The 21,097-nt window shown below is 47.5% G+C and carries 18 protein-coding genes and 1 tRNA gene; 13 read left to right on the forward strand and 6 right to left on the reverse strand.

The window, feature by feature from the left end:
• The first annotated feature begins 16 nt into the window (after positions 1-16).
• A complete protein-coding gene (gene ppk1 / locus FHS90_RS12415; protein ID WP_182513282.1) occupies positions 17-2,125 on the forward strand; it encodes a polyphosphate kinase 1 in 2,109 nt (702 codons plus the stop codon).
• 281 nt (positions 2,126-2,406) lie between these two features.
• Here ppk1 and FHS90_RS12420 read toward each other — a convergent pair whose 3' ends face one another.
• Positions 2,407-3,330: a Ppx/GppA phosphatase family protein gene (locus tag FHS90_RS12420; protein WP_220483053.1), complete on the reverse strand. Its 924-nt coding sequence runs from the start codon at positions 3,328-3,330 to the stop codon at positions 2,407-2,409.
• 256 nt (positions 3,331-3,586) lie between these two features.
• Between FHS90_RS12420 and greA the strand changes: the two genes are divergently transcribed.
• Positions 3,587-4,060 (forward strand): transcription elongation factor GreA, encoded by a 474-nt coding sequence (gene greA / locus FHS90_RS12425; protein ID WP_066832043.1) that lies wholly within the window; start codon positions 3,587-3,589, stop codon positions 4,058-4,060.
• Between the two features lie 3 nt (positions 4,061-4,063).
• Positions 4,064-4,456 (forward strand): HIT family protein, encoded by a 393-nt coding sequence (locus FHS90_RS12430; protein WP_066832041.1) that lies wholly within the window; start codon positions 4,064-4,066, stop codon positions 4,454-4,456.
• Between the two features lie 320 nt (positions 4,457-4,776).
• Here FHS90_RS12430 and ruvC read toward each other — a convergent pair whose 3' ends face one another.
• Positions 4,777-5,349, reverse strand: coding sequence for a crossover junction endodeoxyribonuclease RuvC (ruvC, locus tag FHS90_RS12435; protein ID WP_182513283.1), 573 nt, complete (start codon positions 5,347-5,349; stop codon positions 4,777-4,779).
• Here ruvC and FHS90_RS12440 point away from each other — a divergent pair.
• The 9 genes from FHS90_RS12440 to FHS90_RS12480 all read left to right on the forward strand — a co-directional run bounded on the left by FHS90_RS12440 (position 5,341) and on the right by FHS90_RS12480 (position 13,343).
• Positions 5,341-6,351: a lysylphosphatidylglycerol synthase transmembrane domain-containing protein gene (locus tag FHS90_RS12440; protein WP_182513284.1), complete on the forward strand. Its 1,011-nt coding sequence runs from the start codon at positions 5,341-5,343 to the stop codon at positions 6,349-6,351. The genes ruvC and FHS90_RS12440 overlap by 9 nt on opposite strands.
• Positions 6,348-7,484: a glycosyltransferase gene (locus tag FHS90_RS12445; protein WP_182513285.1), complete on the forward strand. Its 1,137-nt coding sequence runs from the start codon at positions 6,348-6,350 to the stop codon at positions 7,482-7,484. Before FHS90_RS12440 ends, FHS90_RS12445 begins: the two co-directional genes overlap by 4 nt.
• The gene (locus FHS90_RS12450) at positions 7,481-7,738 is read left to right on the forward strand and encodes a hypothetical protein (RefSeq protein ID WP_066832033.1); all 258 of its coding nucleotides are present in this window, start codon (positions 7,481-7,483) and stop codon (positions 7,736-7,738) included. Before FHS90_RS12445 ends, FHS90_RS12450 begins: the two co-directional genes overlap by 4 nt.
• Before the next feature lie 455 nt (positions 7,739-8,193).
• Positions 8,194-9,417 carry a PP2C family protein-serine/threonine phosphatase gene (locus tag FHS90_RS12455; RefSeq protein ID WP_066832031.1) on the forward strand — a complete coding sequence of 408 codons (1,224 nt, stop codon included), beginning with the start codon at positions 8,194-8,196 and terminating at the stop codon, positions 9,415-9,417.
• 113 nt (positions 9,418-9,530) lie between these two features.
• Positions 9,531-10,160: a polysaccharide deacetylase family protein gene (locus tag FHS90_RS12460; protein WP_182513286.1), complete on the forward strand. Its 630-nt coding sequence runs from the start codon at positions 9,531-9,533 to the stop codon at positions 10,158-10,160.
• Positions 10,161-10,163: 3 nt separating this feature from the next.
• The gene (locus tag FHS90_RS12465) at positions 10,164-11,255 is read left to right on the forward strand and encodes a glycosyltransferase (protein ID WP_182513287.1); all 1,092 of its coding nucleotides are present in this window, start codon (positions 10,164-10,166) and stop codon (positions 11,253-11,255) included.
• Between the two features lie 89 nt (positions 11,256-11,344).
• Positions 11,345-12,106, forward strand: a complete 762-nt coding sequence (locus FHS90_RS12470) for a TatD family hydrolase (protein ID WP_182513288.1) — start codon at positions 11,345-11,347, stop codon at positions 12,104-12,106.
• Between the two features lie 4 nt (positions 12,107-12,110).
• Positions 12,111-13,184 (forward strand): asparaginase, encoded by a 1,074-nt coding sequence (locus tag FHS90_RS12475; protein ID WP_066832025.1) that lies wholly within the window; start codon positions 12,111-12,113, stop codon positions 13,182-13,184.
• A gap of 72 nt (positions 13,185-13,256) precedes the next feature.
• Positions 13,257-13,343, forward strand: a tRNA-Ser gene (locus tag FHS90_RS12480).
• 1,329 nt (positions 13,344-14,672) lie between these two features.
• Here FHS90_RS12480 and FHS90_RS12485 read toward each other — a convergent pair.
• The 4 genes from FHS90_RS12485 to FHS90_RS12500 form a co-directional block, all read right to left on the reverse strand.
• Positions 14,673-15,731: an ABC transporter permease gene (locus FHS90_RS12485; protein WP_182513289.1), complete on the reverse strand. Its 1,059-nt coding sequence runs from the start codon at positions 15,729-15,731 to the stop codon at positions 14,673-14,675.
• 2 nt (positions 15,732-15,733) lie between these two features.
• A complete protein-coding gene (locus FHS90_RS12490) occupies positions 15,734-17,056 on the reverse strand; it encodes an ABC transporter permease (protein WP_182513290.1) in 1,323 nt (440 codons plus the stop codon).
• Between the two features lie 60 nt (positions 17,057-17,116).
• Complete coding sequence (locus tag FHS90_RS12495) at positions 17,117-18,844, reverse strand: ABC transporter substrate-binding protein (protein WP_182513291.1); 1,728 nt, start codon at positions 18,842-18,844, stop codon at positions 17,117-17,119.
• Positions 18,845-18,962: 118 nt separating this feature from the next.
• Positions 18,963-19,178 (reverse strand): hypothetical protein, encoded by a 216-nt coding sequence (locus FHS90_RS12500; protein ID WP_182513292.1) that lies wholly within the window; start codon positions 19,176-19,178, stop codon positions 18,963-18,965.
• Positions 19,179-19,469: 291 nt separating this feature from the next.
• Here FHS90_RS12500 and FHS90_RS12505 point away from each other — a divergent pair, with 291 nt between their 5' ends.
• Entirely contained in the window at positions 19,470-20,969 is a 1,500-nt protein-coding gene (locus FHS90_RS12505; protein WP_066832020.1) for a hypothetical protein, read from the forward strand.
• The last annotated feature ends 128 nt before the right edge of the window (positions 20,970-21,097 follow it).

Raw genomic sequence — 21,097 nt, forward strand, 5'->3', positions numbered from 1 at the left:
AGGTTGAGCATCTCCTATGAATAACACTACCATCAAGGCATCGGAGCAAATCCGGAGAAGTAATTACATAAGCCGTGACCTGAGCTGGCTAAGGTTCAACTACCGGGTTCTGGACCTGGTACGCAACCCCGCTACGCCTCTGTTTGAGCGGCTAAAGTTTCTGGCCATTACGGCGTCAAATGCAGATGAGTTCTTCATGATCAGGGTGGGCAGCCTGTACAACTACATTGATTACGGCAAGGAGCGCATTGACTACTCCGGGCTGCGGGAACTGCCGTTCCGGAAGAAGCTGTTAGATTTTGCCCATAAGTTTGTCTCTGACCAGTACCAGACCTATGAGGAGCTGCGGCCGGAGTTTGAGAAGCAGGGCTTCAATATCTGCAAGGTGGGGGAGCTCACAGAGTCAGAGCAGTCTAAAGCCGAGGCTTTCTTCATGCACACAGTGTACCCGCTGCTCACCCCCATGGTGTATGACAGCTACCACGGTTTCCCGCTGATGATGAACCAGCTGCTCATCTTTGGCGTGGTGACCAGAACCACTGAGGAGACCAAGCAGCAGAGCCGTATTACGTTTGTGCAGATCCCAAACAACCTTTCCCGGTTCTATGAGATCCAGCGCAAGAACAAGATCATTTTTGTGCCCATTGAAGAAGTGATCAGGCACAACATGGGTAAGCTGTTCCGGAACGTGGAGATTGACTCAGTGAACCTCTTCAGGATTACCCGAAACGGAGATTTCACCCTGGAGGAAAGCGATGACATGGACCAGGACTTTGTGCAGGAGGTGAAGCAGAAGCTCAAGACCCGTAAAAAGGGGCGGGTGGTGCGCCTGGAGACAGAGCAGGCACCGTCTGGGTACATGATGAAGATCCTGAAGGAACGCTGGTCTATTGACAATGCCAATGTGTTCTCTGTTGACCAGCTGCTGGATTTCAAAGGGCTTTGGCAGATCATCAAACACCCGCAGTTCAGCAACAAGATCAAAAAATCTCCCGCGCCGGTGCCATCCCCCAGTCTCCCGCGCGGCGCAAGTGAGAACCTGTTTGAGTTCCTCAAAGACCATGACGTGCTGCTGCACCACCCGTACAACAGCATGGAACCTATTGTAAGCCTGCTGGAGAAAGCCGCCGAGGATCCCTATGTGTTGGGCATTAAGCAGACTATTTACCGGTTAGCAGATAATTCCCGCGTGACAGCCGCCCTGCTCAAGGCCGCTGAAAACGGGAAGCACGTCTCTGCCCTCTTTGAGGTGAAGGCCCGGTTTGACGAGGAGCGCAACATCAAGGAGGGGGAGAAGCTGGAGAAGGCGGGCTGCTTTGTGATTTACGGCATCAGCAAGTACAAGACCCACACCAAGATGATGATGATCATCCGGAAGGAAGGGGAGAAGGTGACGCGCTATATTCACATTGGTAGCGGGAACTACAATGAGCAGACCAGCCGCCAGTACACAGATATCAGCCTGCTGACCACAGATGAGGTGTATGCCCATGACGTGTCTGAGTTTTTCAACGTTATCACCGGCCATTCATATCCGGAGAACTATGAGTACCTGATCACGGCGCCCAAAGACATGCGCCAGCAGCTCATAGAACTGATCAGGAGGGAAACCCACAATGCCGCCCAGGGGCTGCCGGCCGGTATTGTGATCAAGATCAACTCCCTGGAAGACAAAGAGGTGATGGATGAGTTTTACAACGCCTCCCAGGCCGGGGTGCAGATACGGCTGATAGTGCGCGGCATCTGCTGTTTGCGTCCGGGGCGGGAAGGGCTGAGTGAGAATATTCAGGTGAGCTCTATTGTGGGGGAATACCTGGAGCATGCGCGCCTTTTCTACTTCCACAACAACGGGAACCCCACAGTGCTGGGCGGCAGCGCCGATATCATGGTGCGGAGTTTTGAACGCCGTATTGAGGCCCTGTTCCATATTGTAAATGATGAGCTCAAGCGGCAGGCCATCAATATTCTGCGCTACAACCTCATGGACAACCAGAATGCGTACATTATGCGCGAAGACGGGTCCTATATCAAGCGTCAGCCTGCCGAGGGGGAGGCCCCGTTCAACATTCACCGTGAGTTCTACAAGGTAGACCTGGAAATGAGGGAAGAGGTGAATCTTTTTTGATAGTTGTTTCTAAAGCAATCTTACTAACCCGCGCACTCACTCCTAAGCGCTGGTTTACATTTTGCTTTTGCAGGCGAACAAGGGGCGCAAAATTTTTCTATCCCGTTATTAGAGCAGCAAAGCGGCTCTCTGGTGTGAGGTCAGGTTTTTTTGAGGCCCGTTTGCAGCGCATAAGCTACCTGTTAAGATGCTCTAAAAACAGCAATCCCTCCTGCGGTCTACGCAGGAGGGATTGCTGTTTTTGGGCTGTTTTTCCAAAAACAGCCCAAAAACGGGTTTGATTACTCAGACCTGAACAGGTGCTGGGTGGTACCCTGGTGGCGTTCAAACAACATCTGCAGAATGCCGTCTTTCAACCCCACCTGCGGGACCAGCATGCTTTCAACGTGTGCCCATTTCATTGCCGAAAGATAGATCTCTGCGGCGGGAACAATCACATCGGCGCGGTCTGCGTTCAGCAGCAGCACTTTTACCCGTTCCTCCATAGAGAGGCAGGCAATCTGCTCCACTACTTCTTCAATCTGTTTCCTGAAAATGGGTTTGCCCACAGACTTACGGGCCATGTCATAAATCTTGTTGATGTTTCCGCCGGTGCCTATGGCTCTGGTGACGTGGTGCAGCTTGGCATTCTCAGTGACCCAGTTCTGCATGGCCAGCCACATCTCCTGTGAGTCGTCTCCCTGCATGTGCCGGATGGAGCCTTGCTCAAACGAGCGCGACGCCACTTTGAGCCGGTTTACATAGATGTTGAACTCAGTGCTGCCGCCACCAACATCAATGTGCAGGTAGTTGCGGTCATCCAGCTGCTGCCGGATGACCATGTTAATCAAATCAGCCTCGGTGGTGCCGTCAATCACCTGAATCTGCAACCCCAGCCGCCGCTGTACTTCGGCAATGATGTCTGGCGCGTTCTGGGCAGAGCGCATGGCGGAGGTGGCACAGATCATGAAATCATGCACCTCATGTACCTGCATCAGTAGTTTTAGGGCGTTGAGAAACGTGATGAATTTCTCGGCTTTGGGCTTGGAGATGATGCCGGTGGCAAACACATCTTCGCCCAGGCGCATGGGGTAGCGAATGTACTCCACCCGCTTAAACAGGGTGTGGTGCTCAAACTTGAAGACGTTGGAAATCTGGCATCTCACCGCGTTAGAGCCAATGTCTATGGCGGCCAGCTTTATGAATGGTTCAGTTGATTCAGACATAGGTAGTAGAACAAAGATAGCCATTAAATATATAGGTGGTAAAAAAGGGGTTCTGTTTTTGACGTGTTTTCAAGAAAACAGCTTAAAAACAGGAATTATGGGAATGGAACCAGCAGCCTCAGAGCCACCCTCTGCCTTCAAAATATTGGCGGGTTTGCTGTTGGTTCTGAAAAAATGTACTACCTTAGCATAAGAACGGTCTCCAAACGGAAGGCCGTTCTTCTTTTTTATTCATTGTACTAACCCATAAAAAACTATGGCATCAGTATCTTACTACACCCCAGAAGGACTGCAGAAGCTCAAAGACGAGTTACATGAACTGAAGACAAAAGGCCGTTCGGCAGTGGCGCATCAGCTGGCTGAGGCACGTGACAAAGGTGACTTGAGTGAGAACGCCGAATATGACGCCGCCAAAGATGCCCAGGGCCATTTGGAGCTGAAAATTTCAAAACTGGAGGAGGTGATTGGCAATGCCCGTATCATTGATGAGTCAAACCTGGACCTGTCTAAGGCGCTGATTCTCTCAAAAGTAAAGCTCAAAAACCTGAACAATAACATGGAGGTGGTCTACACCCTGGTAGCCGAAGAGGAGGCGAACCTGGCCGCCGGTAAGATTTCAGTCAAATCACCCATTGGCAAAGGCCTGCTAGGCAAATCAGTAGGAGAGGTGGCTGAGATCACCGTGCCTGCCGGTAAGTTACGCTTTGAGGTTCTGGATATTTCCCGCTAAGCCATGGAGACCATTTTCTCTAAGATCATAAGAGGCGACATCAGTGCCTACAAGATTCTGGAAGATGATCGTTTTCTGGCGTTCCTGGACGTGTTCCCTCTGGTGGAAGGCCACACGCTGGTAATCCCCAAAGAGCCGGTTGACTATATTTTTGACCTGGCCCCGGAGACCTTGGCCGACCTGCACAAGTTTGCGCAGAAAGTGGCACTGGCAGTGGGTAAGGCAATTCCTTGCAAAAAGGTAGGCGTGGCAGTAGTAGGTTTAGAAGTACCGCATGCCCATATTCACCTGGTGCCCATCAACCAGGTGGCAGATATGAACTTCGGTAACCCGAAACAGAAGTTTGAAGCCGCACAAATGGAGGAAATTGCCCAGCGCATCAGGCAGGAGCTATAAAACTCCCGCTTGCTGCTATTGGTGGTTTTTCCTGTTTTCGGGCTGTTTTCTCAAAAACAGCCCGAAAACAGGAAAACTTGTTTTAGAGGGGACAGCGGCCATAAGAAGGTTGGCGGTTAGAGGAGGTTTATGAAAATGATGCCCTCTGTAAAGGACCAGAAGTTGAACCTTTCCCTCCCCCTTAGGTTGCCTTCGCGGCCGGAATACAAGGTTCTGCAACCGCATAGGCAGAACCCCACCCAGACGCATTTTGCCTTGTAAAACTAAATTAAACCTGCGCCCCCAGTAAAGAATACTCCCTGGCGCCCTACCCTGTGCAGTTACTTGGACAAACGGTCAGGATTCTCGGTTAGGAAGGCTTTCCAGGATTTAGCGCCGGCTTTTTGGTTTCCGCCCTGGGTATAATGGTGGCAAAGGGCCACGGCCAGCGCATCTGTGGCATCAAGGAACTTGGGGGCTTCTTTAATTTTCAGGATCTGGAGCAGCATGGCGGCCACTTGTTCTTTTGAGGCATTGCCGTTGCCGGTCACTGATTGTTTTATTTTCTTTGGCGCATATTCCACGTACGGGATGTCGCGGGAGAGGGCGGCGGCAATGGCAACCCCCTGCGCCCGCCCCAACTTTAGCATAGACTGTACGTTACTGCCGTAGAAGGGTGCTTCAATGGCCATTTCATCTGGCAGGTATTCGGTGATGAGCCGTAAGGTGGCGTCAAATATCTTCTTGAGCTTAAGGGCGTGGTTTGAGTAACTCTTGAGGTGTAAAACTCCGTACTGGAGCACAGTAATTTTAGAACCGCTCACCTCAATGAGGCCATAGCCCATCACGTTGGTACCCGGGTCTACCCCTAGAATTAATTTGTTATTAGGAAGCGGCGCAGTTGAATGAATCATAAAGTGCAAAATTACGAACAATCCGGCAACATCCGGTTATCCAGACGCATCTTGGTGTGGGTGGGAAAATTGTTCGTATTTGCCTTAACCCTTTACTATCTGCGTCAGGCTGTGCACGATGCCAGCACCAACACGGTGTTTTCTGTTCAGACCTTACAGCTGGTTTGGCACCGGGGCTGGCCGGCGGTGCTGCTGGCGGCAGGGCTCCTGCCGGTCAACTGGGGCGCCGAAGCATATAAATGGCAGTATCTCTCCTCAAAAATTGAAAGAATCTCCTTCCTGAAGGCGTACCGGGCGGTGCTGGTGGGGCTTACGCTCGGCTTTATCACCCCCAACCGCGTGGGCGACTATGCCGGCCGCATTCTCACCATGCAACAACAGAACCGGGCAGATGCCATAGGGGCCATTCTGCTGGGAAGGCTTTGCCAGTTATTTGCCACTGTTTTCATTGGTTCTGCTGCGCTGGCATATTTTATTTACCAATATTACCTGCCGTTGGCCTCGCCGCTGGGGTTGTCTATTGCCCTGGGGTTACTGATGGCGAACAGCTGGGCGCTGGCCCTGCTGTTCAGTTTCAAATGGGCGGTCTCTCTGCTGGACCGTGTGCCATACCTGAGGCGGTGGGTGCATTATTTTGCCGTGGTGGGGCAGTATTCTGCGCAAGAGCTGGTGCAGGTGCTTTGGCTGTCACTGGTGAGGTACCTGGTTTTCATGACCCAGTTTGTGGCGTTGTTGTGGGCATTTGGGGTACAACTTAGCATGGAGCAGTACATCTGGGGAGTAGCCGGAACGTTTCTGATGAAGTCGCTGGTGCCCTCTATCAACGCCTTGGCAGACATAGGGATGCGCGAACTCAGTGCCATGCATTTTTTTGGACTGATGGGGCAAGATACAATGCTGGTATTAGGGGCCAGCCTATCTCTGTGGGCGCTCAATATAGCCTTGCCCAGTGTCATAGGGTTGGTTTTTGTGTTACCTCTTAAACTTTTCAGAACCCGTTGATTCTGCAACTACTGTCTTTGCTGGTGGTACTGGCGTATGGCGTGTGCCTGGTGGTTTGCTGGATCAGTTGGCGTAGAATCCCTACAGTGGAAACGGGGCAGGACGTGCCCACAGCTTTCTTCTCTGTCATTATTCCGGTTAGAAACGAGGCCGCCCATATTGCACAGCTCCTGGGAGATCTGGAACGGCAGCAGTATCCGGCATCAGCTTTTGAGGTAATTGTAGTAGATGACCATTCAGAAGATGACACTGTACGGCAGGTAGAGCAGTTTCAGCAGCAGACACAATTGAGGCTTTCATTCCTGAACCTGGCCTCTTTTCCGGGAGTCAGGCAGAAAAAGGGCGCCGTGGAGGCGGGAATCAAAGCAGCGAAAGGCGAGTGGATCGCTTGTACTGACGGCGATTGCAGGCTTCACCCTTCCTGGCTGGCGCTGCTTAACCAATTAAAGCAGCGGGAGAACCCTAAGATCATCTGCGGCCCGGTAGCATTGTCACCCTGCCAGAATCTCTTTCAGAATTTACAGGCGCTGGAGTTTTCAGCGTTGATAGGAGTAGGGGCTGCCACCCTGCAGATGGGCAGGCCCACCATGTGCAACGGGGCTAACCTGGCGTATGAAAAAGACGCTTTTTACGGAGTGAATGGTTTTAAGGGGAATGAACACGTGCCTTCAGGCGATGACGAATTCCTGCTCCACAAAATACAGCAGAAGTACCCAAAGCGGGCTGTTTTTTTAAAAGCGGAAAATGCAGTTGTGAAAACCGCCCCCGCCTCCCGCCTGAGCCAATTTATTCACCAGCGGGTACGGTGGGCCAGCAAGTGGCAGCACTATGAAGCGTGGGGGCCTAAAGTGTTGGCAGTGTTGGTGGCGGGAGCCAACCTACTTCTTTGGTTCACCTTCTTTATGGCCGTGGCAAACGTTTGGAGCTGGTGGTTTTTTGCCCTTTGCTTGCTTGTGAAACTGGGGCCAGACCTGCTTCTTTTCAGTTCAGTTTTGCCCTTCTTTCAGAAAAACAGGCTATTTTCGCTCATCCCTTTGCTACAGGTAGTTTATGTGCCGTATGTGCTGTATACCGCCTTATCTGGCTTAAAAGGCAGGTACCGGTGGAAGGGGCGTGAACACGAAACATCATGACAGATCAGGAATTTGATATTTTAGACGAGCTTTACTTTGTGACTTCCTTTCAGGAACTTCAGCAAAAGCTGGAGATGCCAGAGGGGGAACTCCGGGAGGCGCTAAGAGGGCTCATCAGTATGAATTACGTTAAGTGCCTGTTCCCAGACCAGGACACAGAGGTACCGTATGACCCCGGACATTTTGAGGTTGAGGGGCACCGGTATTTTTTCTTAGCCACCAAAGCGGGCCTGCTTTCGCACAATACTTTATAACAGCTGTTAATTGCCTTGGCGATGGCAATGCCCGGTAGGAATCAGTTCTCTTTTTGCTTGCCGCTGGCTGCTCCCTGGCTCTGACCTGTTGAAACGTAGCTTTTCATAAGCAGAAGGTTTGAAACATGTTGTTCTGTTTTAAGCCTACTTTCAGGAAAACAAGCCAAAAACAGAGAGAAGTTCCTGCCTGCGCAGAACCTTTTTCCCTGATCAGGCATTTATGAGATAACTTTAAGAACCTTCCTGTTTGCCCGTTCAGCCTAAAAATTTAAACAAAAATAAACACTTAGGGCAGGCCTTTCCTGCAGGGGCGGTTGATCAGATAACTTTTTTTTTAGTTCAGGTGTTTCAGATGAAGGTGAGTACTCTTAGCAATCCCGGGTCTTTTAGTTAAATTGCCTTTTGATTTGCTATAGCACCCAGATAAGATAAATTCAAGAAAACGGCAGTTGTCAATGTCAGAATTGAAGTTCCCCACAGTAGAGCAAGAGTTGAACCTGAAGAAGCTGGAATTGGCGGCTCTGCTGGAGATCACAAAGGCTATCAATAACAATCTGCCTGAAGAAGCTCTTTATAAGATTTACCATTTCACCCTGCTGGCCCAGTTGAACATACGGCGCCTCTCGCTGTTTCTGCTAGACGAGCAATGGGAGTGCAAGGTCTGTTTTGGCACAGACTACAACTTCAGGGAACTTGCGCTTCCGCAGGAGATAGCAGAGCTGCGGGAAATCACGTCTCTGTCAAAACTCAACATTGACCGCCGGTGGCATGACTTTGAAACCGTCATACCCATTATACACAATAGCAGGATACTGGCCTTTGTGATGATTGGGAACGTGCATGCCTATTATACCACCCTGGGGGCCCTGAGCTTTGTACAGACGCTGAGCAACATCATTCTGGTGGCCATGGAGAACCGAAGGCTGGAAAGGCAGCGGTTGGCCCAGGAAGCAGTGAGAAAAGAAGTGGAGATTGCGCGCGAAGTGCAGAACATGCTGTTCCCCAAGTCGCTGCCCAACAACCAGCAGGTTTCTGTACATGCCACCTATATTCCGCATTCTTCTATAGGCGGAGATTACTATGACTACATTCCCATTGACAAAGACCAGTTTCTTTTCTGTGTGGCAGATGTTTCTGGCAAGGGAGTGCCTGCCTCGTTGTTGATGTCTAACTTCCAGGCCGGCCTGCGTACCATTTTACGGCAAACCACCAACCTGGACACCATTGTCTCTGAGCTGAATGACCTCATCTACCGCAATGCGGTGGCAGAGAAATTCATCACCTGCTTTCTGGGCATTTACAACCGAACCACCCGTGAGCTGAGTTATGTGAATGCCGGGCACAACGCCTCTATTCTTCTTTATGAAAACAACACGTACCAGCTGTTGGAGGAAGGGTGTACCATGCTGGGCATTTTTGACGTTCTCCCATTTTTGAAGGTGACCAAAGTGCCTGTGCCGCCGCAGTCATTCGTCTTTTGCTACACAGACGGCCTGACCGAGGTTTTTAACCAGGAGGAGGATGAGTTTGGCGTAGAGAATACCATCAAGTTTCTGCAATGCTGCCGCTTTGTAAGTTCCCGCAACATCCATACCCAGTTGCTGCAGGAGATTAATGCCTACAACAGCGGCAACTCGTTCCATGATGACATCACGCTCCTTTCCTGTCGGTTTAAATAATCCATTCATTTACTTTCCTGTTTTCGGGCTGTTTTCAGAAAAACAGCCCGAAAACAGGATGCCGAACGGCGTAGTGCTTCTGTAGCAGATTGAGAGACAACAACAACTAAGAAATGAGGTTTCACCAGACTCCGGCATTGTTGAGGTGGCTTTTCCCAAGGATCTGGTGGAAGAAATCTGTGCAGGAAAAGGTCATCTTTCTCACCTTTGATGATGGCCCCATTCCAGAGGTGACAGACTTTGTGCTGGGGCAGCTGGACCAATATCAAGCGAAAGCCACTTTTTTTTGGGTGGGCGACAATGTGGAGCGGTATCCTGAGATAGCAAAAAGAGTACTGGCTGCGGGTCACAGGGTGGGAAACCACACATATCATCATGTGCAGGCCTGGAAGAACCGGGGGGAGACGTATGGCCAGGAGGTGCAGCAATGCCAACAGGCCCTTGAAAGGGCAGGGGCCCCGGCGGCAGAGAAGCTCTTCAGGCCGCCCCACGGCCAACTCACCTTCGCGCATCTGCGTAAGCTTCAACCTGAGTACCAAGTGGTGATGTGGAGCAGCCTTACCTATGATTTTGACGCGTCCTTGCCGGCAGAAGAATGCCTTAGCAGGTCAATTGCCTCCATCAAGCCGGGTTCTATAGTAGTGATGCATGATAGCCTGAAAGCAGAAAAGAATCTGCGGTATGTATTGCCCCGCTTGCTGCAGCATTTCTCCTCACTGGGCTACTCGTTCAAAACCCTGTAGCAGATGCTGTTTTCTATTGGCTTTCTAACGCTGTACCTTTTTGTTTTTCTGCTGTTGCTGCTGCTCTGGGTCTTCAGGGCACCCCCAGAAAGTTCTGCCGCGCAAGAATTCCCCCCAGTAAGTATTCTGATTGCTGCCAGAAATGAACAGGAGCATATCTTAACCTGCCTGGCCGCCATTGACCGGCTGGCCTACCCCAAAGATAAGCTGGAAGTACTGGTAGGCGATGACCGCTCCCAAGACAACACCCGTTCTCTGGTAGAGCAGTACAGCCTGGGCAAACCGTACGTCACCTGTGTTCCCATCTCCTATGATATGGCCGGTACCAAAGGAAAGGCCAATGTGTTGGCCCAGTTGGCAAAAAAAGCTACCTCTGAGTTCTTTTTCATTACTGATGCAGACATTGAGGTGCCGCCGCAGTGGGTGCATACGCTTTTGCAACGGCTTACCCCTACCACAGGCATAGTGACGGGAATCACCACCACTAAGGGCCATTCCCTCTTTGAGCGGCTTCAGGCACTTGACTGGCTCTATAATCTGGGGCTGATGCAGGTGGTGGCAGACAGGGGCGTCTCTGTTTCTACCATGGGGAATAACATGCTGGTGACCCGGGAGGCCTATGAACAGGTAGGTGGTTTTGAGGGAATCCCTTTCTCTATTACAGAAGATGTGCAACTGCACAAGGAAATAACCGCGGCCGGTTTCCAGACCGCCCATGTTTACAGCCCCTCGGCGCTAGCCCTTTCTAAACCGATTGGAAACCTGAATGACTTTTTTAACCAGCGGCGGCGCTGGATGCGGGGTTCTGTAAAACTGCCCTGGTACATGCTGCTGCTCTTCATTTTTCACTCCTCGTATTATCCCGTGTGGGTCCCTTTCTTCCTGCATGCGGGTTGGGCCGTCTGGGGGGGTGTCTTTGCAGCAAAGCTTCTGCTGCAGTCGGTTTTTGTATCTTTCTGTTGCCAGCGGGTGCATTGGAAGGTTCAGGGGAGGGATCTGTTTCTCCTGGAGCTGTACCTGCTCTTTACCTCGCTGGTTTTAATTGTTTACTTCTTCCTTCCTACCAAGATCAGATGGAAGGGCAGACAATATTAACCTTCTGCAGGTAGAATGCATTATCTTTGCTGTTTCTGAGCTGTTTTCTGAAAAACAGGCCAAAAACAGCACGTTCGTTATTGAAGTAAATGACCTTTATAGATACACACGCCCATGTCTTCTCCCCAGAGTTTGATGAAGACCGGGAGGAGATGCTGCAGCGGGCACAAGCGGCCCAGGTGGCACAAGTTTATATGCCCAATATTGATGTGGCTTCCATTGACGCCATGTTGCAGGTAGAGGAAAAGCATGCGTGGTGCCATGCCATGATGGGGCTGCACCCGTGTTATGTGAAGCAGGAGTTTGAAAAAGACCTGGCAGTGATAGAAAAATGGCTGGAAACCCGCAGTTTTAAAGGAATAGGGGAGGCGGGCCTGGACCTTTACTGGGATAAATCATTACTTGACCAGCAGCGGGAGGCGTTGCGGGTACAGTGTGGATGGGCTAAGAAATACCAGCGCCCCATCATTCTGCACACCAGAGACGCCTTTCAAGAGACCTTAGAAATTGTGCAGGAGCAGCAAGACGGCACCCTGAGAGGTATTTTTCACTGCTTCTCAGGCACGGTAGAAGAGGCACAGGCTGTGCTGGGGGTAAATTTCCTGCTCGGGATTGGCGGGGTGAGTACGTTTAAGAATGGCGGACTGGAGCCGGTGTTACAGCAAATTGACCTGAAACACCTGGTGCTGGAAACCGACAGCCCGTATCTGGCACCGGTGCCCAGGCGTGGCAAACGAAATGAACCGGCCTACCTGCCCTACGTGGCCCAGCGCATAGCAGAAATCAAATCAATGACAGTAGAAGAGGTGGCAACGGCAACTACGGCCAATGCGCTAGACTTATTTGCCTGAGACAATGAAGTTTTTAAAGGTTGACATAAACACGGCCGCCCCCCGCCACCCAGAGGCCTCTATCTTGCTCATCTATACCGGAGGGACCATCGGGATGGTTTCTGACAAGCAGGATGAATCGCTGGTGCCGTTTGATTTCAGTGAAGTAATACACCGGGTGCCTGAGATGCGGCAGTTCAAAGTAATGCTGACCGTGTTAAGCCTTGACCCACCCATTGACTCCTCTAATGTGGGGGTGGAGCACTGGGTGAAACTGGCGCAGCTTATCCAGGTGAACTACCATGAGTATGACGGGTTCGTTATTCTGCACGGCACTGACACCATGGCTTACAGTGCCTCTGCCCTTAGCTTTCTGTTGGAGAACCTGGGGAAACCGGTCATCTTCACCGGTGCCCAGGTGCCTATTGGCAGAATGCGGACTGATGCGCGCCGTAACTTGATAACGGCCTTAGAGATTGCCTCAGCCCAGCGCATGGGGAGGCCTTTGGTGCCAGAGGTCTGTATTTTCTTCAACACAGTTTTATTGCGTGGCAACCGGTCTACTAAGGTGGAAAGCCGTCATTTCAATGCTTTCCACTCCGGTAAATATCCGCCGTTGGCCCAGGCGGGCATTGATATAGAGTTCAATCCCTCTATGATTCTGCCGCCCCCGGCAGAACCCTTGCGCGTTTACGGTGATTTAGAGAGCAGAGTGGGTGTTTTGAAGCTTTTCCCAGGAATCACTCCCGCCATTGTGAAGGCTATCCTTAATTCTGAGGGCTTGAAAGGACTTGTATTGGAGACGTTTGGTGCCGGAAATGCCCCTACCTACCCCTGGTTTTTAGATTTGCTGAAAGACGCTGTGCACCGTGGCATCACTATTTTAAATGTTTCCCAGTGTGAGGAAGGGGAGGTGAGGCAAGGAGAATATGAAACCAGCAAGTACCTGAAAGATATGGGTGTGATTGGCGGCGCCGATATCAGCACAGAGGCTGCCCTCACGAAGCTCATGTTTGTACTGGCTCAAAATGTAAGTGTAGAGAAAACAGCTCAATTACTGCAGCAGAACCTGCGGGGAGAAATGAAAGCGAGAAAGTAGCCGCAATTCTGCTTTATTATTTGTAAAAGAAATCTATTTTGCGTTATTTCGCATTCCCAAACGGGTGACCACGGAGAGGTGTCAGAGTGGTCGAACGAGCACGCCTGGAAAGTGTGTATACTGGTAACGGTATCGAGGGTTCGAATCCCTCCCTCTCCGCTCCATTTAAAAAGAAGTCCCTTCAGTTTTAAACTGGAGGGACTTCTTTTTTTGCCTTTAGTTTTTTTGATGCTATATAGAGTCTCATGTTCAGCTTTATCAAAAGATAGCCAGCGAAGGCTTTGCCTGTAATTCTGTTTCTGGGCTACTTTTTGAAAAACAGTCCGAAAACAGAAAGTCACCACACCCATAGGTAAAGGAGAGGCTTGCGCCAGAGATGATATAATACCTTCTTAAGTTCTGTCTCTCTAGCCCTAATACGGTTACCACACGTGAGCTCAGGAGTCATTGAGCATAGATCCCTTCTTCGCCAGTAATACTATCTGGTGCCACTACCTGATTTCAAATTTACCTATCAAACCACTAGTTCTGTTTTTGGCCTGTTTTCAGGAAAACAGCTCCAAAACAGCGTTCCAGCAGCAGCTTGAAGGTTATAAAGCGGGCAATAATTAATTCCAAAAAATAGAATCAGAGGGTATTCCCGCTATCGCACAATTGGGCATTGTCAGACACATGTACCATGAGTTTTAGTTTTTGGAAGAAGTGAATTACATGTGAAGTAGGTAGGCGCTGTAGTTGTTGAATCTACCTGGTAGCCCCTCTTCTTTTCTATGATTGAAGCTTCCTTTTAGCTTAGCAAAGTATGGAATTATGTTTTTGTCAGGAACCAGCAAGGAAGAGGTTTGAACAGGTCCTCGCAGAAGCTGATTTCATCAGAGCCCCATTTGCTTGAGACACTTAAAAGAAGCGGGAGCTATCAAAAAAAATGCCTGCCGGTGACAAGTCGGCAGGCAGACAGACAAACAACAAAAAACTAAAACAAGTAAACTAACTTCCGCATGGGGGGCTACGGAAGACAACCAAATATCAATATCTAATTCCGGGGTGACCGGTAAGGGATTCAAAATCATAGGTGCTTATGAAAAAGCTCTCTGTCTTAAATCCGCCAACAAATTCAGATGGCATAAAGTCTACATAGGTAGTTGACCAAGCCAATGATGAATCTTCTACCTGTTGTGGCGTGCAAAAGGTAGTTTGTCCGCCAGGATGGCTTATTATATTATAACTCATGGCTGGCTGGTACTGACTGCCCAAACTAGTGGGCAGGCTTTGTTGCTGTACCTTCATCTTCTTTGTCTTTATTGTTGATACAATATTAAGGCAGATGGTGATGAAAAAATAGGAAACTTTGTGACTTAACGTAACAAGGAGAAAATAAGGTGGAATTGATCTTGAAGGGCTTTAAAAGGCTTTAATTGGTCGAATAATGAACCTTTAGGATATGGTAAATTTAAAATGTAGACTAACAAAGTGGAATTTGTAACAAAATTAGTCCCTTCTTTTGAAAGAAAGTCTGCTGCCAATCACTTGTAAAGACAAGACACTGAGGAGCAGGAATACAGCCGGAAATGCAAAAAGCCACCACGCCTCCAGTGATAAACGGGCCACTGAGAGCATTTTTCCCCATGAGGGAACAGCCGAAGGCAGGCCAATGCCAAGAAAGGAAAGAGTGGCGCCAACCCCTAGAAGACCGGAGGCCGTAAAACAAAAATTGACGAGCAATGACCCTTTCAAAGTTGGCCACAGGTGCCTTCTAAAAAGTGGTAATGGTGGGGTGCCTAAGGCTATGGCCGCTTCTATATAAGGTTCCTGCCGGAGAGAAAGTAAGGCCGTTCTGGTGAGTCTACCCGGATAGACCCAATACGAAAGGCTAATCCAAACTACCATTGAAGCCAAAGAAGGGGCGGCAAAAACAGAGAGTAATACAATAAGCAGAAGCTTAGGCAAGGTTGACCACAGGTCAGAGATCTTCTGAAAGCATGAGTCAACGGGAATGGTACTCTTCTTTCGGAACAAAGGAAGCAGCAAAAGGATTTTGTAAAGTACATAAGACAGGACCCAAGACACTAACAGGGACAGTAGAAAACTGTAATTAGAGAATTCTGCAGACAGTAAGGGTGATAGCAATTGCTGCCGTTGCAGCTCCCAGCTGTACCAGACCAGAAAGGAAAATAAAAACCACCTTACCAGCGAGGCAATTGTACATTTGAGATGGTGATTGCCTAGTGTGGCGGCGGCTGCCCCTAACGATACCCCTAGTATGTTCGCCAACAGAAGAGGCGGAAAGGTCAGCCACCAGGCTGTCTTACAGCTAAGTAAAAGGCTGGAAAGGACATCCCTGCCTAAATGATCTGTGCCCAATACATGGGCATTAGAAACAAAAGGTGGTAAATAAGTCTCCTGTAGGTTAGAGGTGACACTGTCCTGATCAAAGAAATAAGCGAGGCATGCAATTATAAAAAACGCGAATTGCCACCACAGAGCCCATATAATCTGGGGGATATAGCTCCCTTTCTTAAAGGGAAGTAAGTAGGCTTTTAGATCCATTTTTACCTTACTCTTGGGTCAGCCCAACTATGCGCCACATCGGTTAGCCACACAACCACTGTTCTAAACGCTAGAAGAAAAAGGGTCACACCTATTAAAACCGGATAATCTCTATTCAAAACTGAGTGCGTCAATAGGCTTCCAATTCCAGGCAACGAAAAAGTGATTTCTACAATAAGAACACCTGCCAAAAGGCCAATGACAACTTCACTCAGAAAGGTTATAACAGGCATCAAGGCATTGGGCCAGGCGTGGCGATTGATCATTTTAAACTTATTTACACCTTTTGCTTTGGCAGTTAAGAGGTAGGGCTTTGACATCTCCTGGGAAAAGCTTTGGTAGATTTGGATAGAGAGATGCGGTATCAGAATAAGTGCTATACTGACACCCGCCAACAATAAGGTGCTGTTAGTAAAAAAAGATGCCCACAGAGATTCAGAAGCGGCCATCACTGGGGAAGAAAGAGTGCCTCCTGCTAGAACAAAAGCGGCAAAAAGAACCAAGGTCAGAAGAAAGGCAGGAATGGAATCTAACAGATACAGGGCTGCTTTGAGGAACTTGCTGCCAAAGCTCTCCGCATAGAGTGTAAGCAGTACTCCGGTGGCATAGGATAGAAACCCTGCCAGAAATAAACCAAAAAAGCTAATGGGGATGGTCGTTTTCAGTGCCTCCGTCAGTTTCTCCTGCACTGGTCTGAAATCCTTGACAGATGTACCCAGGTTTCCGATCAAAAGCCCTGTGAGCCAGCGGTGGTATTGGGAATTGGCTCCATGCCAATGGAAGACAGGAATTAATCCACTGAAAGCTGCCTTACTGGCAACCATTTTGGTCCAGGAATTTTTTAAGTTACGTAATGAAGGAGAAGGCTGTTTATGGCCTGTTTTTGCTAAAACATGCTCAAAACGCAATCCATAAAACTTCTTACTTTCTGAACTTTGACTTTCTGAATGTCCTAACAAAGCTGCTCTCGCCTGTAGCAGCGCTTCCTTTCCAAATGTTTTTTCAGTTGAGTTCCATTCTCTCCAGGACTTCAAGAATTCACCAACCGTTTCCTTGTTGTACCATTTTATGTATTGTGAAAGCCAGGGTTGCTCCTCTAGCGTTTCCTTAGAATACTGATTTAATACTGTGCCTACTGCTGTAGGTGAAATAGTGAAATAGAAAACCGGGAGATCAAGCCCCATTCTTTGCCGGTACTCCTGAATCACCTTTGCCCTGACATCTCCATTGGTTGTGCCATAAATGGTCGTATCTGCCTCTGTCATTCCCGCAGGAGTATAGATATTGGGAATTATCCTGCTCAGTAAGAAAATGACGGTGGCCATTGCCCATAAAGAAAATGGTAAGCTTAGCGATTTCCGGAAAAACGTACTCCAGACCATTGGCTACTCCTTCTTGATGATTAACTTACTGAGGTCATAGTTAGGTTTAATACTGGACACTACCACTGAGTCTATTCTTTTTGAGATGGCAATTTTATTCTGCAGGAAATAGAGGAAGACAAAATTGCTTTCTTCCTGCATGCGCTCTTGGAGTTGTTTTAGAAGTTCTCCTTGTTCAGCGGGGCTTTCTGTTTTTGCAATTCTCTCCAATAGACGGTCTGTCTCCTTATTCCCGAAATGAGTGACATTCGCGCCCCCCTCTTTTGCGCTGGAGGTATGAAGCAGAGGCAGTAAGTTATACGAAAAAGGGCTTGTGGTTAAGGTTCTGAAATACAACTGAAAATTACCTTGGTTTAACCTTTCGCTAATTTGGCTGCTTTCTAAAGTGCCAATGGAAATAGGTACGCCAATAGACCGAGCGGCTTGTTGCAGCAGTAGTCCCATATTCTCAAAGTCAGAATTCCCTGCCCGGTGTATTAATTCCAGCGCAAGTTTTATTTCACGCCCACCTTTATGCTTTGTCCATCCAGAAGGCTTTTTTTTCCAGCCTGCAGCTTTTAGAAGCTGTACCGCTTTAGAGGTATTATAGGGTATTGGTTGTAACTGATGATGGTAGAAAGCGTTCACAGTGGGGTGTACAACTCCTATTGTAGCCGTTGCATACCCCCCTTGAAGAGTTTTTATTATTTGAGGTATGTCAAAGAGGTGGGCAATGGCCCTTCTTGTTTTTTTGTCTTCAAGAACAGGAGAGGCCCCGTTCATTCCTAAAAAAACCAGGTCATAGGTAGCAGGCGAGAAAAACTGTATTTTCTCTTTCGTGTCTCTGTCCCGTTTCATTTCCTGGTAAGCAACAAGAGGGATATTGTCCATTAAGTCTATCTGGCCAGCTTTCAAAGCCAAGGTTGCAGCGGCGTCATCAGGAATAATTTGAAATAGTAGCTGGTCAGGTCTGGCTATAAGGGGAGTGGGAATAGGGTTCACCTGATCGCCCCACCAATTATTTTTCCTTTGGAGTAATACGTGTTGCCCGCTTGACCAGCTTATGAGTTTATAAGGCCCGCTTCCTTTTACCTCGGCTGTATTCCGGCTCAAGGTAGGGTTTTGTAAGGCGTTAGAAAAAGATTTAAAAGTGGTTGTGCGCGCCAGAGAATCAAAACGGTCTCTTATGAACGGCAATGAAAAGGAGGTGAGAATATTTTGAGGATCAAACCTATATTGAGGAAGAACAAAAAAATCCCCCACCATTATTCGCATCTCGGGAGCATACCCAGAGCAGATGATGGTGAAGGAATGAGGGTCCTTCTGATCTACTTTTATATCTTTTATAAAATGATATTGTGCCCGCCACCTGTCATTTTCTAACGCAGGGCTCTGTAGCACTTTCAGAGAAAACGCCACATCAAGGCCCGTGACAGGATTGCCGTTATCCCATTTAGCTTCAGGTCTGATTTTAAATCTGAAGTAGGAGAGAGAGTCTTGAACCTCTACGGTAGGAAGAGCCTCAACTAATAGAGGTTGGGCAGAATGATCTTTTAGATTAACCGTTAGCAGACTCTGATATAAAAGGTTTAAGAGTTGCAACGAATAGGCATTTGCGTAGTTAATGGGATGCAGCGACTCAGGGTCCTGTGCCAATCTTATTCTTACGGCTGGGTTGTTGTTAGTAGAGTTTCCGCAGGAGGTTACAAAATACAAAAGCAACCACGAGGTATAAAAGGCAAGTTTTCTCATAAGGGGGCGGTTCTGGTGAAGACCCTCCCAATATTACTAAACTTGACTGAATAACCCTTAGGTTGCTACCGTATGTGAAGAATAAAAAGAAATGGTGGGGGTACCATTTCTTTTTTAATTAGTCTTTTGTATCCCAGTTACCAACACCGCCATAATTTGTAGTGCCATCATCATTAGAAGAGCCACTAGTAGTAGAAGAAGTAGTGGTGCTGGTGGAACTTAGAGTAGTAGCAGAGGCACTGCTTGTTGATTGGCTTGTAGCTGTAGTGTTAGAATTGTTTCCAGAATCAAGGGTGGAAAGCTGAAGGAGCAGAGCAAGTATTAATTCTATCATGGCGTTTTATGTTTTTGTATAGTACAAAGATGGTGGGTAGAGGAGCCAGAGAAAAGGAAACTATGCTCTAATATGTAACTAGTATTATATATTTAAATAATATAATAAAATGAAGGAAAAAGCCTAAAAAAACCCTTAATTTGTTTGTTATTAGATTAAATATTCGCAAAATTTACTTTGTAGGTAACAAAACGCTAGAAAAAAAGATTCATAGCTTTAGCGGCACAAGGTACAAACACAATTTGTTTCTGTGCAACAGTTAGATACTGAGAAGGGTCATGAAATGTTATAATGGAAGAATTAAAGAAGTTAGCCCAAATCATTCATAAAAGAGGTATTGCCGAAGATTCTTTGGTTGATTTTAAACGGCAAAAACCTACCAAAGAATGGCTCCTCTTTGACGCATTGATAAAGGGTCTTGTATCCTCTGAAAGTGAGGCATTGAAGTATTTATATCCTGATTCACCTTCGGCCAGTGGATTGAAAATGGTTAAGTCCAGGCTCAGAAAAAAGCTTTTAAACCAGCTTTTCTTCCTTGAATTTCAGGGCCAAAGTTTTAAAGCGTCTCACGCGGTAGAACAGGAGTGTTTTGCAAAATTATATCAAGCTAGGATTTTAGTCAACTCAGGTGCTTATGAAGTTGCTCTTCCGTTGCTAAAACAAGTATTAGGCACCTCAGAAGAATATAGTTTTAATGATGTGGCTTACCTGGCACTTAGATCCTTGTTACATATCTATGTTAACTTAGGTAAAAAGAAAGAATTTGCTAAAGCATCATCACAGTTAAAGAAAATCAGTGCTTGTATGTTGGCGGATCAGGAATCTGAAAAATTAATTTTGGAATCTACTTTAGAATTAAATTCTTCTGTGGCTGCCCGAAAGAAGTATCTAGATAGAATTGATGTCATTTTGGAGGAAATGCATTCCCTTTGGATCAATGCACAAACTTATGATACGTTTGACAATTATTATAGGCTATCTATTTGGGCCCAGGAACTGAAAGGAAATTTCCAGAGCATTGTAGAACTTAGTGACAATTCTGAGGATCTGTTAAAAACTGAAAAAATACATCCACAACGCTTTGATCATCGGTTTAATAAATATATACAAGTATATGCGCACTTAAGGGCAAAGAAATTAGAAAAAGGTTTGCAATTAGCCAAATCATACGAAGAAGCTTTTAACCCTTCTAGTAACAACTGGTTTGCCTTTATGGAAAATTATCTGCTACTGGCGCTTCACTCTAAACGTTATACAGAAGCTCATTATCTGCTGGAAAAAATTCTAAGCAATCCTTTCTTCAATAAAATCAATAAAATGGCTCAGGAAAGGTGGTATTTGTTTGAAGCATATGTCCACTTTGTTGATCCATTAAAGAAAAAGCCGTTTAAACTACAGGAACTTGTACAGAATGCACCTAGCTATAGTAAAGATAAAGAAGGGTTTAATGTTGCCATTCTCATTCTCCAGGTGATGTATTATTTGGAGAAACATGAAATAGAAACTCTTGAGTACCGGATGGAGGCTTTAAAAAAATATGCCCATAATCACTTTAAAGATAGTTTCAGTGACAGGAGTCGCACTTTCTTCCGGTTATTAGGAGTGATGGTGAGAACAGATTTTGACCCCTGGGAGACTTCCAAGAAAAGTTATTACCTGTATCAAAAACTGCAGCGTATCCCCACTCCTGGTGATGCCTATGCTGAAACGGAGATAATACCATATGAACACCTTTGGGAATTGATTCTAAAGATGTTACACGGCCTTTCCAAAGCTAGAGCTAAGGCATAGAATTCTATTTTGAAGCCTTGCTGTTGAAAAGCATAAGACGTAAGCTATCTTACGTCAGATTGGCATAGTTATTTATTAACTATCTGGATTAAATATTTTCTGAACTATTGAGAGTTTTTGAAACTGCT

It is taken from the genome of Rufibacter ruber (assembly GCF_014138425.1).
Lineage (GTDB): Bacteria > Bacteroidota > Bacteroidia > Cytophagales > Hymenobacteraceae > Nibribacter > Nibribacter ruber_C.

Bases quoted from the DNA above. Each gene is read 5' to 3' on its own strand.
- FHS90_RS12430 (WP_066832041.1), top strand. From the start codon at position 4,064: ATGGAGACCATTTTCTCTAAGATCATAAGAGGCGACATCAGTGCCTAC.
- FHS90_RS12495 (WP_182513291.1), bottom strand. From the start codon at position 18,844: ATGAGAAAACTTGCCTTTTATACCTCGTGGTTGCTTTTGTATTTTGTA.
- FHS90_RS12460 (WP_182513286.1), top strand. From the start codon at position 9,531: ATGAGGTTTCACCAGACTCCGGCATTGTTGAGGTGGCTTTTCCCAAGG.
- FHS90_RS12455 (WP_066832031.1), top strand. From the start codon at position 8,194: ATGTCAGAATTGAAGTTCCCCACAGTAGAGCAAGAGTTGAACCTGAAG.
- FHS90_RS12490 (WP_182513290.1), bottom strand. From the start codon at position 17,056: ATGGCCACCGTCATTTTCTTACTGAGCAGGATAATTCCCAATATCTAT.
- FHS90_RS12500 (WP_182513292.1), bottom strand. From the start codon at position 19,178: ATGATAGAATTAATACTTGCTCTGCTCCTTCAGCTTTCCACCCTTGAT.
- FHS90_RS12475 (WP_066832025.1), top strand. From the start codon at position 12,111: ATGAAGTTTTTAAAGGTTGACATAAACACGGCCGCCCCCCGCCACCCA.
- FHS90_RS12505 (WP_066832020.1), top strand. From the start codon at position 19,470: ATGGAAGAATTAAAGAAGTTAGCCCAAATCATTCATAAAAGAGGTATT.
- FHS90_RS12450 (WP_066832033.1), top strand. From the start codon at position 7,481: ATGACAGATCAGGAATTTGATATTTTAGACGAGCTTTACTTTGTGACT.
- FHS90_RS12470 (WP_182513288.1), top strand. From the start codon at position 11,345: ATGACCTTTATAGATACACACGCCCATGTCTTCTCCCCAGAGTTTGAT.
- ruvC (WP_182513283.1), bottom strand. From the start codon at position 5,349: ATGATTCATTCAACTGCGCCGCTTCCTAATAACAAATTAATTCTAGGG.
- FHS90_RS12485 (WP_182513289.1), bottom strand. From the start codon at position 15,731: ATGGATCTAAAAGCCTACTTACTTCCCTTTAAGAAAGGGAGCTATATC.
- greA (WP_066832043.1), top strand. From the start codon at position 3,587: ATGGCATCAGTATCTTACTACACCCCAGAAGGACTGCAGAAGCTCAAA.
- FHS90_RS12440 (WP_182513284.1), top strand. From the start codon at position 5,341: ATGAATCATAAAGTGCAAAATTACGAACAATCCGGCAACATCCGGTTA.
- FHS90_RS12465 (WP_182513287.1), top strand. From the start codon at position 10,164: ATGCTGTTTTCTATTGGCTTTCTAACGCTGTACCTTTTTGTTTTTCTG.
- ppk1 (WP_182513282.1), top strand. From the start codon at position 17: ATGAATAACACTACCATCAAGGCATCGGAGCAAATCCGGAGAAGTAAT.
- FHS90_RS12420 (WP_220483053.1), bottom strand. From the start codon at position 3,330: ATGTCTGAATCAACTGAACCATTCATAAAGCTGGCCGCCATAGACATT.